The sequence below is a fragment of the Neobacillus sp. 204 genome, from assembly GCF_046562815.1.
Taxonomy (GTDB): domain Bacteria; phylum Bacillota; class Bacilli; order Bacillales; family Cytobacillaceae; genus Neobacillus.
Window position 1 is genome coordinate 221,697 of the sequence record NZ_JBJORY010000004.1, and the last position, 14,158, is coordinate 235,854.

The 14,158-nt window shown below is 39.4% G+C and carries 19 protein-coding genes; 12 read left to right on the forward strand and 7 right to left on the reverse strand.

From position 1 onward, the window contains the following. Positions 1-2: 2 nt before the first annotated feature. From ACJ004_RS10435 to yunB, 3 genes are all read left to right on the forward strand, one after another. Positions 3-1,355, forward strand: a complete 1,353-nt coding sequence (locus ACJ004_RS10435; RefSeq protein ID WP_410892857.1) for a bifunctional metallophosphatase/5'-nucleotidase — start codon at positions 3-5, stop codon at positions 1,353-1,355. A 64-nt stretch (positions 1,356-1,419) separates the two neighbouring features. Beyond that, entirely contained in the window at positions 1,420-1,722 is a 303-nt protein-coding gene (locus ACJ004_RS10440; RefSeq protein ID WP_410892859.1) for a YunC family protein, read from the forward strand. A 149-nt stretch (positions 1,723-1,871) separates the two neighbouring features. Continuing rightward, a complete protein-coding gene (gene yunB / locus ACJ004_RS10445; RefSeq protein WP_410892860.1) occupies positions 1,872-2,663 on the forward strand; it encodes a sporulation protein YunB in 792 nt (263 codons plus the stop codon). 21 nt (positions 2,664-2,684) lie between these two features. On the opposite strand, the gene ACJ004_RS10450 is transcribed toward yunB, so the two are convergent. Further along, entirely contained in the window at positions 2,685-3,686 is a 1,002-nt protein-coding gene (locus ACJ004_RS10450; protein WP_410892861.1) for a M23 family metallopeptidase, read from the reverse strand. A gap of 203 nt (positions 3,687-3,889) precedes the next feature. On the opposite strand from ACJ004_RS10450, the gene lipA reads away from it, so the two are divergent. Beyond that, a complete protein-coding gene (lipA, locus tag ACJ004_RS10455) occupies positions 3,890-4,807 on the forward strand; it encodes a lipoyl synthase (protein ID WP_410892862.1) in 918 nt (305 codons plus the stop codon). A 36-nt stretch (positions 4,808-4,843) separates the two neighbouring features. Here lipA and ACJ004_RS10460 read toward each other — a convergent pair whose 3' ends face one another. After that, on the reverse strand, positions 4,844-5,491 hold the full coding sequence (locus ACJ004_RS10460; RefSeq protein ID WP_410892863.1) for a YhcN/YlaJ family sporulation lipoprotein: 648 nt from the start codon (positions 5,489-5,491) through the stop codon (positions 4,844-4,846). Between the two features lie 106 nt (positions 5,492-5,597). On the opposite strand from ACJ004_RS10460, the gene ACJ004_RS10465 reads away from it, so the two are divergent. Further along, the gene (locus ACJ004_RS10465) at positions 5,598-5,873 is read left to right on the forward strand and encodes a YutD family protein (protein ID WP_144554665.1); all 276 of its coding nucleotides are present in this window, start codon (positions 5,598-5,600) and stop codon (positions 5,871-5,873) included. A gap of 28 nt (positions 5,874-5,901) precedes the next feature. On the opposite strand, the gene ACJ004_RS10470 is transcribed toward ACJ004_RS10465, so the two are convergent. Together ACJ004_RS10470 and ACJ004_RS10475 are read right to left on the reverse strand one after the other, a co-directional pair. After that, positions 5,902-6,180 carry a cytosolic protein gene (locus ACJ004_RS10470; protein ID WP_410892864.1) on the reverse strand — a complete coding sequence of 93 codons (279 nt, stop codon included), beginning with the start codon at positions 6,178-6,180 and terminating at the stop codon, positions 5,902-5,904. Between the two features lie 57 nt (positions 6,181-6,237). Continuing rightward, a complete protein-coding gene (locus ACJ004_RS10475; protein ID WP_410892865.1) occupies positions 6,238-6,504 on the reverse strand; it encodes a DUF3055 domain-containing protein in 267 nt (88 codons plus the stop codon). A gap of 200 nt (positions 6,505-6,704) precedes the next feature. Here ACJ004_RS10475 and ACJ004_RS10480 point away from each other — a divergent pair, with 200 nt between their 5' ends. From ACJ004_RS10480 to ACJ004_RS10490, 3 genes are all read left to right on the forward strand, one after another. Beyond that, positions 6,705-7,997: an EAL domain-containing protein gene (locus ACJ004_RS10480; RefSeq protein WP_410892866.1), complete on the forward strand. Its 1,293-nt coding sequence runs from the start codon at positions 6,705-6,707 to the stop codon at positions 7,995-7,997. A gap of 30 nt (positions 7,998-8,027) precedes the next feature. Then, the gene (locus tag ACJ004_RS10485; RefSeq protein WP_410892867.1) at positions 8,028-8,465 is read left to right on the forward strand and encodes a DUF86 domain-containing protein; all 438 of its coding nucleotides are present in this window, start codon (positions 8,028-8,030) and stop codon (positions 8,463-8,465) included. A gap of 64 nt (positions 8,466-8,529) precedes the next feature. Beyond that, positions 8,530-9,294 (forward strand): TIGR01457 family HAD-type hydrolase, encoded by a 765-nt coding sequence (locus ACJ004_RS10490; RefSeq protein ID WP_410892868.1) that lies wholly within the window; start codon positions 8,530-8,532, stop codon positions 9,292-9,294. A gap of 28 nt (positions 9,295-9,322) precedes the next feature. On the opposite strand, the gene ACJ004_RS10495 is transcribed toward ACJ004_RS10490, so the two are convergent. Further along, positions 9,323-9,829 (reverse strand): phosphatidylglycerophosphatase A family protein, encoded by a 507-nt coding sequence (locus ACJ004_RS10495; RefSeq protein ID WP_410892869.1) that lies wholly within the window; start codon positions 9,827-9,829, stop codon positions 9,323-9,325. 206 nt (positions 9,830-10,035) lie between these two features. On the opposite strand from ACJ004_RS10495, the gene yutH reads away from it, so the two are divergent. Then, positions 10,036-11,034, forward strand: coding sequence for a spore coat putative kinase YutH (gene yutH / locus ACJ004_RS10500; protein ID WP_410892870.1), 999 nt, complete (start codon positions 10,036-10,038; stop codon positions 11,032-11,034). Between the two features lie 69 nt (positions 11,035-11,103). Here yutH and ACJ004_RS10505 read toward each other — a convergent pair whose 3' ends face one another. Continuing rightward, positions 11,104-11,364: a NifU family protein gene (locus tag ACJ004_RS10505; protein WP_335386971.1), complete on the reverse strand. Its 261-nt coding sequence runs from the start codon at positions 11,362-11,364 to the stop codon at positions 11,104-11,106. Positions 11,365-11,492: 128 nt separating this feature from the next. Between ACJ004_RS10505 and ACJ004_RS10510 the strand changes: the two genes are divergently transcribed. Together ACJ004_RS10510 and ACJ004_RS10515 are read left to right on the forward strand one after the other, a co-directional pair. Then, a complete protein-coding gene (locus ACJ004_RS10510; protein ID WP_410892871.1) occupies positions 11,493-11,819 on the forward strand; it encodes a YuzD family protein in 327 nt (108 codons plus the stop codon). A gap of 287 nt (positions 11,820-12,106) precedes the next feature. After that, on the forward strand, positions 12,107-12,250 hold the full coding sequence (locus ACJ004_RS10515; protein ID WP_410892872.1) for a hypothetical protein: 144 nt from the start codon (positions 12,107-12,109) through the stop codon (positions 12,248-12,250). A gap of 335 nt (positions 12,251-12,585) precedes the next feature. Here ACJ004_RS10515 and ACJ004_RS10520 read toward each other — a convergent pair whose 3' ends face one another. Continuing rightward, on the reverse strand, positions 12,586-13,653 hold the full coding sequence (locus ACJ004_RS10520) for an NAD(P)/FAD-dependent oxidoreductase (protein WP_410892873.1): 1,068 nt from the start codon (positions 13,651-13,653) through the stop codon (positions 12,586-12,588). A 225-nt stretch (positions 13,654-13,878) separates the two neighbouring features. Here ACJ004_RS10520 and ACJ004_RS10525 point away from each other — a divergent pair, with 225 nt between their 5' ends. After that, entirely contained in the window at positions 13,879-14,118 is a 240-nt protein-coding gene (locus ACJ004_RS10525) for a YuzB family protein (RefSeq protein ID WP_223591891.1), read from the forward strand. The last annotated feature ends 40 nt before the right edge of the window (positions 14,119-14,158 follow it).

A 14,158-nucleotide genomic window follows, 5' to 3' on the forward strand; every position in this document is an offset into this window, starting at 1 on the left:
GGATGGAAACGATAAATATTTATCATACAAATGATGTCCACAGTCACTTAGAAAACTGGCCGCGAATTAAACAGTTCCTAGCTGGTAAACAAGAAATGCATCAGCAAATAGAAGAGGAGACGTTTCTATTTGATATTGGCGATTTTATTGATCTCTGGCATCCTTTCACAGAGGCAACCAAGGGAAAGGGAAACATTGACCTTCTAAATGAATGTCAATATACAGCTGTAACGATCGGAAACAATGAAGGGGTTAACCTCCCATATGAAGATTTAAATCAACTTTATGACCATGCCCAGTTTGATGTTCTACTAGCAAACCTTTACCAGCCCAACGGAGGATATCCTCACTGGGTTAAGCCATACAAGGTTTACCGAACAAAGAAGGGCACAAGGGTGGGTGTCATCGGTCTAACCGCTCCCTTTGTACATCTGTATGGATTATTAGGCTGGAGGGTAACTGAACCGATACAAGAGTTAAAGAAATGGATGGGACCATTAAAAGCGGAATCAGATATCATCATTTTACTTTCCCATCTCGGTCTTGAAGAGGATGAATCGATAGCAGTTGAATGCCCGGACATTGATGTCATTCTCGGCTCACATACCCATCACTTTCTTGAAAAAGGAAAGTTCGTAGGAGATACTCTCCTTGGCGCTGCCGGAAAGTTTGGACATTTTGTAGGGCACGTGACTCTCAACCTGAACGATTCGAAAACCATTATTGATAAGTATGCTGTTTTATACGATAGCAAAGACCTACCTAAGGTTCAGAATGAGCAGGAACAAATTGATGGTTATTTTTCAAAAGGGAAATCTCTGTTAAATCAAAAGGTAACCACCTTAACAACGCCGCTGGAAACTAACCTATTTCAGGAAACCGAGTTCTCACGAATGCTTTGCAGAGCGTTAAGAGAATGGTGTAACTCTGATTGTGCAATGATTAACTCTGGTCTTCTCTTAGGGTCTTTAAAAGGGGATGTGACGGTTTTCGATTTGCTCACTATCTGTCCGCATCCAATTAATCCTTGTGTAGTAGAACTAACTGGAAAAGAATTAGAAAAGGTTGTGAAGCAAACAAAAAATGAAGACTTAGTCCATCGGCATATTAAAGGTCTTGGGTTCAGAGGAACACTTTTAGGGGCATTTGTCTATGACCGAATTAGTATGGATGGTGAAAGTATTCTCGTAGATGGGAAGGAAGTGGACTATGAACGAAGTTACACTTTAGCCCTTCCGGATATGTTCACGTTTGGTCACTTTTTCAAGGATGTTCTCCCTCATAAGGAAAAGAATTATTTCTTACCGGAATTCCTTCGGGATATATTAAAATGGAAATTACAAAAGCAATCATAGCACATAACACGCTTTTTCGTTTCTAATCATAATGTGTTAGAGAGGAAAGGAGTGTGGGGAATCTGTGGTTGATCTTTCACCCATTAATATAAATGGTCATACGTTTATCGCTGTATCCGTATTACTTCCTAAAACAACCTTGCTATCTGTCTCTAATGATAAAGGATATATCATGTGCGGCGCTTTAGATATAGGATTATTAAACGAAAAACTAAAAGACCGTAACATTATTGCCGGTCGTGCCGTAGGAGTAAGGACAATAGAACAGCTTCTGAATGCCCCGTTAGAGTCGGTTACCTATCAGGCTGAGGAATTAGGCATTCATCCTGGAATGATTGGCAAGGACGCATTAATGAAAATGATTTAAAAAGCTTGCTATAGAAAGCAGGCTTTTTTCTATGGATGTATGAATGAGATTTGCCAATAGGGTTATGTGCATAGAAGATAATTTTTAGCCAAGTTTTTAGGCTAGTTCCCCTTTTTAAAGCATACATATAGCTTGAAGGGGTGATTTTTTTGGTGAAGTTTCGCATTCGGCGACCTAAGAAGGGACCGTTGCCTTTCCGTTATGTCATGTTATTGACGGTTGTCTTTTTTCTCTTTTCTACTGCAACAGGATTATGGCTTGTTAATAAGGGGATTGAACCAACTTTAATGAGAATTGCTACCTCTGAAACCCGAAATATTGCTTCGTTAGTCATCAATAAGGCGATTACAAAACGGACGACAGATACTGGGGAAGACAATGATGTCATTGTGATTCTGCCAAGTGAAAATGGAAAGGCATCAAACGTCAAGCTCAATACTGTTTATATAAACCGGGTCTTAGCGGAAACAACCGCACAAATTCAAAAGAATCTGAAGGCAGCGAAAAAAGGCGATCTTGCTTCGCTTGAGCAGTTAACAGATGTAGAAATTGAAACACACAACTCAGAGAAGGAAGACGGGATTATTTGGTACGTCCCGCTTGGTCAAGCAACCAATATTACTTTATTAGGAAATTTAGGACCGAAAATTCCAGTCAAGTTTCATGCTATTGGTGAAGTGGAGCCAGATGTAAAAATAGAAACAAAAGAAGTAGGGATAAATAATACCTGGGTCGATGTTTCCATTCATATCGAAGTATCTGTGCAAATCATAACTCCGTTTGCTACTAAGATCACCAAGTTGACGCAAAGTATTCCTGTCGACGGTTCGCTAATCCAAGGGGATGTTCCGCAATTCTATAATGGAGGCGGCGGGATTACTCCATCGATCCAACTTCCTGAGAAACAGACTGACACCAAAAAGTCGGATACGAAAAAATAGGACGATCCACGATGGGAAGTCCTATTTTTTACGAGCATTCATCCGTTCTAATCGCTTCCATTTGGCTAAATGAGGGTATGGATCAAAAGACCATTCGGTCACCCCATTGTCTTTGTACATCCCATAATGTAAATGAGGCGGAAATTTACCTGAGGTTCCCGGAGGGCCATAACCAGAACTTCCTACACCGCCAATAATCATTCCAGGCTCAACCACTTGACCAATTTTTAAGTCTTTAGCAAAACCGCTTAAGTGGGCGAAGTAATGATACGTATTATTTACATCGCGAATGCCGATTCTCCAACCGCCAAACTTGTTCCAGCCTTTCATTTCAATAATGCCATAGTTTGTCGCTCGAACCGGTACGCCGTAACCTGCAAAAATATCGGTACCTTCATGAATTCTCCTGCCTCCCCAGCCGCGGGCAGACCCCCAGGTACTTCGGTAGCTGTGATTGCTGCGGATTGGGACTGGGAATACTTGTGTATCTAAATCAATTCGACCAAAATGTTTATAGAGTTTTGCTTTTCCAGCAATAATACTAACCGTCTTATCACGATGATAGTAATTCCATAAGCCGATTTTTATATTATCATGATCGACACCGTATGATAGGAGATAATTAGCAAACGTATAGAGGACATCCTCATCATTTTTTTGACTTGCTTTCCCATCTCCATCCCCATCCACACCCTTTCCATCAAAAAACTGGATGATAGCTGGGTTTTCTTCCAATGGATTTGGATTCGTTAAACCTGCCCATTCTTCCGGACGAAAATAGATGCCAATGACGCTATCTGGTTTAGGTAAGTCTCTGCGGACCTGACGGATGCTTCTTTCGTATTGATCAATGGCCGCTAAATAGTACCAAGGAATTTGTGTAACTGTTTCAACTTTCTTATACAGCTTCATTCGTTCTTGGTATGGATTAGTTTCATTTGTCTCAGCAGCATGAACATCCGTAACAGACCATGAAGTGGTAAAGAATAAAAGAAAAGTTCCCAATAATAGAACAGCCCGCACAAGAATCCTCCTTCCAATTAATGTACAAGGTTAGTTTATGTTTTCTAAACCATTTCATTATGGTTAATAAATGGTAAACAAGATTTTTGTTGATTTCAGACTGTTCGTCCTGATAATATGAACCGATTTGCTTGTCGATATTTTTTCAGTATGTTAAAGTGACAAAGAAGATCCATTTCTAGCTTCAAGGGGTGTAGCAATAGATGAGTAAGAAAGAAGATATTTTAAGAAAACCGGATTGGTTAAAAATAAAACTTAACACCAATGAGTCCTATACAGGCTTAAAGAAAATGATGCGTGAAAAAAATCTCCACACGGTTTGTGAAGAAGCACGTTGTCCTAATATTCATGAATGCTGGGCAGAAAGACGTACGGCTACTTTTATGATCCTTGGAGATACATGTACCCGTGCCTGCCGTTTTTGCGCGGTTAAAACAGGCTTGCCTACCGAGTTGGATTTGCAAGAACCAGAAAGAGTGGCCGACTCTGTTCAATTGATGAACTTAAAACATGTCGTTGTCACTGCGGTAGCCCGTGATGATCTAAGGGACGGCGGGGCAGCTGTCTTTGCTGAAACAGTCCGAGCGATTCGCCGTAAAAATCCGTTCACAAGCATTGAAGTTCTTCCTTCAGATATGGGTGGAAAAGAAGAAAATCTACGTTTGCTAATGGACGCAAAACCCGATATTTTAAATCATAACATCGAGACAGTTAAACGGTTGACCCCTAGAGTAAGGGCTCGGGCTAAATACGATCGTTCCCTTGAGTTCCTTCGTCGTGCCAAAGAAATGCAGCCCAATATCCCAACAAAGTCGAGCTTAATGGTTGGAATTGGGGAAACAAAGGAAGAAATTATCGAAGTAATGGAAGATTTAAGAGCTAATCATGTGGATATTATGACGATTGGTCAATATTTACAGCCTACAAAAAGTCATCTAAAGGTTGAAAAATATTATAGTCCAGATGAATTCAAAGAATTACAGCAAATTGCGCTAAGTAAAGGCTTTAGTCATTGTGAAGCAGGCCCGCTCGTTCGGTCCTCTTATCATGCCGATGAGCAAGTTAACGCAGCCGCGAAACACATGCAAATGCTTGGGGAAGAAAAGGCACAAGAAGCATAAAACAAGAGTTCAGTCAAAGTGACTGAACTCTTTGTTTTATTGATTATTTCTGCCCATATTATCATCCGCTGTTCGTCCATTTTCGTCTTCACTGGCATTGATTCGCTGCCCTTGTGGTGATTTTTTCATCTGTGTTATTAGCCCATTGACCAAATTACGGGCGTTTCGGCTTGTCGAATCAAGGTTTGCAAGATTTTCTACATCCCTCATTAACACTTTATTGTCCGAAACGTAAACATGATAATATCTTGGGACTACGGACATCGCTGTTTTCTTCACTTGATCCGCTGTTAAATTGCGATCCTTTGAATCGGTCGTATAGGCTATTAATACTTCTTGGTCTGTGACAAGTGTTGCCAAGTCATTTACATTGGGAATATTGGTACTTAATTTACTAATGATATTTGCCGCCTGTTCACGGTCTAATGCCGTATAATGGTCATTAGCTGTATTGTCGTTCATCAGCGGACTCTTTTGATGACGGACAAAGCCATAATTGTTACTTACATTACGGACACCCCGGCTAGCCCCTTCATTGTAAAGGTCATGCCTTTTATTGTTTACATTAATCGTATTACCGCTTTCTTCATAAACATCTCGATTGCCCATATCCTTAGTGCATCCTGTTAAAGCTGTTATTGTACATAATCCCAAGATTATGACTAATTTTTTCAACTTAAACACCTCCTTTACTTAGAATAGCCATTAAGAGGATTTTTTTTCTTAGTAATTGATGGGGAATCGGTTATAATGGGTATTAGGAATTAGCTGGCAAAAGAGGTGAAATATCATGATAATAATGAACAACGCCGTTTATGAAATTGTCCAAGAACATCGTAACGGATTTAATGAAGAAGCCCTTAAAGCAAGGTTTAGTGATATTTTAACAAGATATGATTATGTGGTTGGTGATTGGGGATATGGGCAACTCCGATTAAAGGGATTTTTCGACGACCAAAACCAAAAAGCAACCTTCGATACAAAAATTAGCACGCTGAGCGAATATCTTTATGAATACTGTAATTTTGGCTGTGCTTATTTTGTTTTGAAAAAAGTCAAAAAATAAAAGAAGGGTCAGCGAACTGGCCCTTCTTTTATGTGTTTTCTGTATAAGGCGGCTGTTGGTCTTTTTCGGGATCATCATGGGTTGGATGTGCCCCGTCCATTTGCCGAGGAAGTTCCTGATGAAGGGTTTTATTTTCATAATTAAAGGCACTGTATGGCCGTTGCCCTTCTTCCCAAGGAGTACTTTTGTTCTGAACCGGTTCGTCTTGACGAAGAGGAGAACCAAATGGACCTTCTGGAAATTCCTCTGACGTAAGAAAATTCCTTTGTTTTTCAACATTGGATAATTCCGTATATTTTTCTGTCATAGTAACGCCCCCTTTAGCACTATTATTTTCAAAGGGAGTGAAATTCATGACTAACCATTATAATAATTCCATCAAAAAGGATCTTAATTCCTCAGCATCTTCCTCATTTAATTGAAAAGCATACTCTAAATAACCTTCCTCTTGCAGGTCATCTAAGCCGATAATCGCAAACCGGTTTCCTTGCATATCTAAAACAAGATGCTTCCCGTAATGGCGGTCACTTTGAACAATCGCTAAATCAAAGCGTTGATTTTCCCCAACAAAGCTGACAAATCTAGTTTTTGTATCTACTGTATCATCGTATAAGAAAAAACGTTCTGTCATTAAATGGTCTCCTTTAATTAAAAATAGATAAGTTTCTACATCTTCTCTATAGTAACAAATAAAGCCAATCTAGGGGAGTCCAGAATTTTACACAAATTTCATAAGTTTTTATGAATCGAAAAACGCGAAGGATGTCAAATTATGCTACAATTAACCTAAATTCTAAATTCTCGAAAGTTGACACCGAGAGGAATGATTGAATGATCCGTCGTTACATGGAAAAGGTCAAAAATGTAATGCAATGGGGAAAGATTTTGTTGCCTCTTTCGTCAATTCGTTTTTATCCTCCTCAATTTATATTGCGAAATCCTGTATCGGAAGGCGTAACAGCGGCCATTAACAATGGGCATGAAGTGGCAGTGATTGTCTTCAATTTAAAGGATATGAACGAAATAACAGAGCAATTGGGTCCATACCAGTATGGACAATTACATAAGCAAATAAAAAAATCCTTTCGTAAGACGATCGAACAGCAAATTTCCAAGCAAGATATCATCACCCTGCATGATTATTACTATGAGGGACTGACCCTAATCATTAAAGTGGATTATCTTCACCATTCTCTCTCTGAAATAAATATGATCATGGGTAATATAATTTACAACGCGGAAAAAAGTCTTCATCAACTTTATCCGTCCCTTCAGCCTGAGTTTGAATCAGGTTATATGTTTGTTGAAAAAAAGAATTATTCCATTATTCATTCGGTTGAAAGTGCCCGACTGCAGGCGATTGCGATGGCGGAAAAAAGAGTCAAATCGGAATGGACGGAAATGGTTTATTCTATCAAACAAATTATCTCTAAGAAGGACATTAAAATATTAGCTCAACCAATTATAGATGTAGCAACAAAAGAAGTTTGGGCTTTAGAAATGCTTACCCGCGGGCCATTTGGAACTGTATTAGAGAGCCCATTATCACTTTTTTCGGTTGCGAGACAAACAGGAATGCTTTATGAACTTGAAATGCTCGTCCTTGAGAAAGTCCTAAGACAAATAAAGGAAACGAGGTGCTGGAAAAATATCTTTGTTAATTGTACCCCTTTAACACTTGGAAATATTCGATTTACGCGTGATATAAAAAAACTAATGCAGCAATATGCAAGTATTTCTCCCCAGCAGATTACGATTGAAATAACGGAAAATGATTCAATTGATGGTTTAAAGAATTTTATCTATAACATTAAGATGCTTCGTTTAATGGGGTATAAAATTGCCATGGACGATACAGGATCAGGGTACTCTAGTTTGAGTATTATTAGTGACATCATGCCGGATATTATTAAAATCGACCGTTCTGTTATTTCAAATATTGATAAAAATACGGTGAAGGAATCTATGTTACAGGGGTTAATGCTGATTGCAAGAGAAGCGGGTTCCCTCGTGGTTGCAGAAGGCATCGAAAATGAGGATGAGGCATCTGTGCTCAGGAGAAATAATGTTGACTTAGCTCAAGGATTCTTCTATGCACGACCATCTGCTTTTATAAAAATATAACATCCTAGAAAAATCGAGAAAGGTGATTATATGTATTTTGTTGATAGGGAAAAAATTGAAGAGATACTGAAATATTTAGAAAGGCAAATTCAACTCTTTTTAAGTCAAAAAGAGTGGTCCACCCCACTTGAAAAGGCAGCATTAGAAAGATTAAACCATATGATGATTGAGTCCGTTTTGGACGTGGGGAATGCGATGATTGATGGGTTTATTATGCGTGACCCAGGGAGTTATGAAGACATCATTGATATTTTAATGGATGAAAAAGTAATCTCAACTGAAACGGGTAATGGATTAAAAATCGTAATCCTCTATCGAAAAAAGCTTGTTCAACTGTATACAGATGTGGACCATCATGAACTTCAGGAGACTTTTTCAAAGCATGTACATGAGTTGGTGAAATTTGCGACTAATGTCCGTGAGTATCTCGCAACGGAGTTAGGACCAGTGTCGGCGTTTAAAAATTGATCATAAGACCGTTTGTGCGGTCTTTTTGCTTTATTTGGAAAGAATATTTTTAGGAGTGATATTTATGAAAAAATACAAAGGTTATTTAATTGATTTGGACGGGACGATGTATAAAGGATCAGAACGAATTGAAGCCGCATCAGACTTCGTGAAGAAACTCCAGGATAACCAGATACCCTATCTTTTTGTAACAAATAATTCGTCAAGGACACCTGCACAGGTTGCTGAAAAACTGACCCAGTTTGATATCCCCGCGGAAGAAAAGCAAGTTTTTACAACCAGCCAAGCGACTGCTAATTACATCTATGAACGAAAGAATGATGCGGCAGTTTATGTGATTGGGGAAGAGGGGCTTCGGACGGCAATTGAAGAAAAGGGACTTAGATTTGGCGGAGAAGATGCTGAGTTTGTCGCCATAGGAATAGACCGGGACATCAGTTATGAAAAATTGACGGTTGCCTGTTTGGCCATTCGCAACGGCGCAACGTTCATTTCAACAAATGGCGATATCGCCATTCCTACAGAAAGAGGGCTGCTTCCAGGGAATGGTTCACTAACCTCCGTCATTACCGTATCCACACAAACCAAGCCGATTTTTATAGGTAAGCCGGAATCAATAATTATGGAACAGGCTTTAAAGGTGTTAGGGACATCTAAAGAAGAGACATTAATGGTTGGCGATTATTATGACACTGATATCTTAGCGGGCATGAATGCGGGTATGGATACATTATTAGTACATACAGGTGTAACGACGAAAGAACTGTTATCTGGATATGACCGTATGCCAACCTACGCGATTGATTCCTTAGATCAATGGGAGATATAAAAAAGGATGGGGCAACCCATCCTTTTCTTCATGACTTTCCTTCTCGTGCAGCCCGGTGTGCGAGTCTGCTCGATGCGGCGGCTGCAATTGCCCCAACAATATCATCTAAAAACGTGTGGCACTCGCCTGTTGATTTATCATTTAAATGCGCTAATATTCCAGGCTTTAACTTATCGATGTAACCGTAATTAGTAAAACCAATCGAACCGTAAACATTAACAATCGAAAAGGCTAGAATTTCATCGACACCATAGAGGCTTTCATCTGAACCAATAATCGCTTGAAGAGGCTCCTCTAGCATTCCTTTTTCGGCGAGTACATCCAGCTGTATTCCTGTTAAAATGGCGTTCTGAACCTCTCGTTTCGAAAGCACGCGTTCCACGTTGGCTAAACAGTCTTCCATTTTTAAATTTTCGTGATATTTTTCCTGCAAAAAGAAAACTAAATCAGCGATATCCTTAATTTCGACGCCTCTTTCTTTCAGCCATCTGCGTGCAGTTTCTTCGGTTAGATTTACATTTTTGTCGTCTGCCATTCCTTTGATCACCTTTTCTATGGATTTTCACTAAATATATACTGTATTATTCTAACTTATGCAAAGGAATCCTAAAAAAGAGCATGGTTAAAGCCTTATATTATCCTTCATTTTTCTATGTTATTCAGGAACAAGTTTTCTAATCTAAAACATATATATGAGTTAAGAAAAGGGAAAGATATGAGGTGGAACCCATGCTTCAAAAAATGCTTGAAAATCAATACGGTATTACGGTCGATGAATATGTAAAACTAGATACGTATGATGCGTTAAGAGGAAATGGCTGGCTCTATTTAATCTCCAAACCAACGGGTAAGGAAGAAGAAGATATTGCGGAACTTGAAAAAATCGCAGAGCATTTACGAAATTATGGTGATCAAAATGTCCCCGTCTTTTTGCCATCGAAAGAAGGCCATTTAATTACGGAATGGGAAAAAAATAAATATTGTGTCCTTGCTAATCGGCAAATTGAAGAACATAAAAAAATTAAATTGGGCAGGAAATTGGCAAAATTCCATGAGCGAGGCAGAAAAGTCCCCTTTCAAATAGAGAGGTCAAGCAGGATTGGGCAATGGAAGTCTTTATGGGAAAAGCGGCTGGAGCAAATGGAAAAGGTATGGAATGATCTTCTCTTTCAAACACCTGAACACGAATTTCAACGGATGTTTATTGATTCCTTCCCCTATTATCTTGGCTTAACGGAGAACGCGATACAATATTTAGTGGATACAGAGATTGATGATAATCCACTTGAGACGGATAGCGGCACCGTTTGTCATGAACGTTTTACGCAAAAAACCTGGGGACCGCTCAATAATTATATGATTAAAAACCCGTTTGACTGGGTATTTGACCATCGCAGCCGTGACATAGCTGAGTGGACTAGGGAAAGATATCTGCGCAACTCCCAAACCTATGATGTGGAATTAAAGCACTTTTTTGAAGAGTATCAAAGTATTGCACCATTGTCCCCTTTTTCTTGGCGATTATTATATTCCAGGTTAATTTTCCCGCTCCATTACTTTGAATGTATTGAAAGTTACTATATTACCACATCGGAACAGGACCAAAAGGTAATGGAGGAGAAATTAACAAGAATTTTACGTCAGTCCGGTGATTATGAACGGTTTTTGGCTGGTTTTTATCAACTTACAGATGCCCCAATTAAGCGTTTAAACCTGCCGCTATTGGAATGGCTTTACTAAATATGTTAGCACAAAAAAGCGATTACCCTGAGGGGCAATCGCTTTTTTAAAATGGGTGTTTCCGCTTTATTAAAATACTTGCTCTACTTCAATAATCCCTGGTACTTCTTCTAAAAGGGCTCTTTCAATACCAGCCTTAAGTGTGATCGTTGAACTTGGGCAGCTGCCGCATGCACCTAACAGGCGAAGCTTGACAATGCCTTCTTCAACATCTACTAATTCACAATCTCCGCCGTCGCGAAGAAGAAATGGACGTAATTTATCTAATACTTCTTGAACTTGTTCAAAAATTTCTTGTTCTGCCAAATTAATCGACTCCCTTCCTATAATTTATATTATAATGTCATCATCGTGAAAAATCCATTATCAGAAATTAGGAAAACACACATTTATAGACAATTTCTTGGTTATTATCCTAAATATAAGTTAAGCTGAAATAAAAAGACAGGAATGATTACATGAATAAATCTGAAGTAGAAATTGTTGTTTATGGTGCCGAACAGTTGTGCCCAAGTTGTGTTAATTTACCATCTTCCAAAGAAACGTTTGAATGGCTGGAAGCGGCCATTGCCAGAAAATTTCCTGATCAGCCCTTTAAAATCACATATGTCGATATTTATCAACCGACAGGGGAGAGCGAAAAACACGACTTTGCCAAAAAAGTAATCGAAGAGGATATGTTTTATCCAGTGGTTGTCATCAAAGAAAAAATCGTTGGAGAAGGGAACCCGCGTTTAAAAACCATTTTTTCTGAACTTGAAAACCATGGTTATAAGGCTATTTAATTTGAAAAGCATTCCACGAAAATGGAATGCTCAGGCTGTCGAAAATTATAAATTTTAAACAGGTCTGTTGATTGGCGCTCCAGGCACTTCGCTTTCCGCGGGCGTGCCGGGGAGCCTCCTCGTCGCTTCGCTCCTGCGGGGTCTCCCCTGACCCGTACTCCCGCAGGAGTCTTCGTGCCTTCCGCACCAATCAACAGAGTGTTTTCAATAAAGACCTTCAACTCAACCAATAAATAATAAAAATAAGTAGTGAAATTAATGCTTTAGCCCAAAAGAGTCTGGCCAAAGTGATTGATAAATATATTGATTTTCGTTTCTTCTTGAGAAGGTCCATTCTTATTACAGCGATTGGAGAATGTGAGCGAACAGGCTCTTTTACTGCAACCTGCCAAAATATAAAAAAGATTGTGACAAAATTAGCAGGGTTATAAAAAGTGTGTTGCAATACTTTAGGTTGATTTGCCTCCCTGTTGATTGGAGCGGAGAGCACTCGACTCCAGCGGGAAAGAGAGGTCACTGGAGAACCCGCAGGCGCAAAAGCGCCGAGGAGGCTCCAGGACCTCCCCGCGGAAAGCGAGTGCCCGGAGCGGAAATCAACAGGCCCATTTACAGGGACAAACAACAAAATTAGTATTTAGATTCTTACAAAATAAAAAATTGCCGAGAAAAATACCCTTTCTCGACAATCTGAGCATTCCACGAAAATGGAATGCTTTTTGTTTGAAACCGGCTCCAGCTCCCGAACAAAGGATGGAGCTTTATCTTATTAACCATTATGAAATTTGTACATCCAAAGAATACCTGATTTAAGCAGGCGGGCCACTCGACCGGTAATGGCACGGTCAGCCATCATTCCAAACCCGTGTTTTTTCCCAAGGGAACCTAAAATTCCCTTTAATTTTATTTTCGGGAAGGAAGTTGGAGGCTCTTCACCTTTCCAACGTCTTTTTAATACTTCAACAATTTGTTCCGCCTGTCCTTCTGCTAATTGAGCACTTGGTGCATGGGGAAGACTGGCGCAATCACCGACAATAAAGACATGTTCATCATTGGGTAAATGATGAAGCGGGGTGAGGACTAGCCGTCCCATTCCGTCTTTTTCGCCGTCCATATTGCGCACAATTTTATTGGCTTGAATTCCAGCCGTCCAAACAATGACATCACAATGAATCGGCTCGTCGTGATTGTATAATACATTTTCTTCGACTTTGGTAATATTAGAACTGTTAATAATTTCGACATTGTTTCGTACAAACCAATTTTCTACATATTTGCTTAATCGCTCAGGGAATGCGGAGAGGATATGTTTTCCCCGATCAAATAATTTGATGTGAAGATCATCCCGGCTTTCACTTAATTCACTTGCTAACTCTACGCCGCTAAGACCAGCGCCGACAATACAAACAACAGAGCCCGGTCCCAGATTATTTAAAACTGAATAGGTAAGTCGGGACTTTTCAATCGACTGTATGCTGTAAGTAAACTGATCTGCTCCGGGAACATCATGATACTTGTCCTCGCAGCCAAGACCGATGATTAAATCATCATAGACAACTGGTTCGGCGTCTTTTAGTGTGATCTTTTTTTCAGATGTATGAATTCCGTTTACCTCGCCATAAACTACTTTTAAGCGTGGGTGCTCCGGAAAAGCGACCCGGACTTCTTTATCTGAGATGGTTCCTGCAGCTAAAGCATAGTACTCCGTTTTTAAGCAATGGTAGGGTACTCGGTCAACAAGTGTGATTGTCACATCTTCTGGTAAATGGGTAGGAAGAAGTTCGCTTAAAATCTTCATCCCGCCGTATCCGCCACCTAGAATTACAAGGTTTTTCATTATTATTTCCCCTTTGAATATTAGGTTTTCATTTTAGAGTTGGCTGAAGTGTCATAAAAAAATACTAGTATAGTAATTCCGTTCCTTTAACAAATACGAGTATAGCGGAAATATGTCGAAATAACAACAAAATTCATGATTTTCTTGACATTGACATAGTAAACATGGTAATTGACGGAGGAGATTAATTAGAGTAGGATATTTAGTTGTGGAGAGGTGAAAGCAATGATTCAACCCATCATCGAATTTTGTATTAGTAATCTGGCGAATGGTGCCCAAAAGGCACTAGAGAAATTAGAAAAAGATCCTAATTTGGATATTATTGAATATGGATGTCTTGGATATTGTGGAAAATGTGCTTCCACTTTATACGCTCTGGTTAATGGAGAAGTAGTAACAGGAAAAACACCTGATGAGCTGGTCGATAACATTTATCAATATTTAGAAGAAAATCCGATGTTTTAAGAAAAGATATAATAAGGGAGTATTGCCGCTTCCTTATTTT

What these genes read in the sequence shown, in the direction of transcription:
- ACJ004_RS10520 (WP_410892873.1), bottom strand. Translation starts at nt 13,653, where the DNA reads ATGAAAAACCTTGTAATTCTAGGTGGCGGATACGGCGGGATGAAGATT.
- ACJ004_RS10485 (WP_410892867.1), top strand. Translation starts at nt 8,028, where the DNA reads ATGTATTTTGTTGATAGGGAAAAAATTGAAGAGATACTGAAATATTTA.
- yutH (WP_410892870.1), top strand. Translation starts at nt 10,036, where the DNA reads ATGCTTGAAAATCAATACGGTATTACGGTCGATGAATATGTAAAACTA.
- ACJ004_RS10490 (WP_410892868.1), top strand. Translation starts at nt 8,530, where the DNA reads ATGAAAAAATACAAAGGTTATTTAATTGATTTGGACGGGACGATGTAT.
- ACJ004_RS10525 (WP_223591891.1), top strand. Translation starts at nt 13,879, where the DNA reads ATGATTCAACCCATCATCGAATTTTGTATTAGTAATCTGGCGAATGGT.
- ACJ004_RS10470 (WP_410892864.1), bottom strand. Translation starts at nt 6,180, where the DNA reads ATGACAGAAAAATATACGGAATTATCCAATGTTGAAAAACAAAGGAAT.
- ACJ004_RS10495 (WP_410892869.1), bottom strand. Translation starts at nt 9,829, where the DNA reads ATGGCAGACGACAAAAATGTAAATCTAACCGAAGAAACTGCACGCAGA.
- ACJ004_RS10510 (WP_410892871.1), top strand. Translation starts at nt 11,493, where the DNA reads ATGAATAAATCTGAAGTAGAAATTGTTGTTTATGGTGCCGAACAGTTG.
- ACJ004_RS10475 (WP_410892865.1), bottom strand. Translation starts at nt 6,504, where the DNA reads ATGACAGAACGTTTTTTCTTATACGATGATACAGTAGATACAAAAACT.
- ACJ004_RS10480 (WP_410892866.1), top strand. Translation starts at nt 6,705, where the DNA reads ATGATCCGTCGTTACATGGAAAAGGTCAAAAATGTAATGCAATGGGGA.
- ACJ004_RS10465 (WP_144554665.1), top strand. Translation starts at nt 5,598, where the DNA reads ATGATAATAATGAACAACGCCGTTTATGAAATTGTCCAAGAACATCGT.
- ACJ004_RS10435 (WP_410892857.1), top strand. Translation starts at nt 3, where the DNA reads ATGGAAACGATAAATATTTATCATACAAATGATGTCCACAGTCACTTA.
- lipA (WP_410892862.1), top strand. Translation starts at nt 3,890, where the DNA reads ATGAGTAAGAAAGAAGATATTTTAAGAAAACCGGATTGGTTAAAAATA.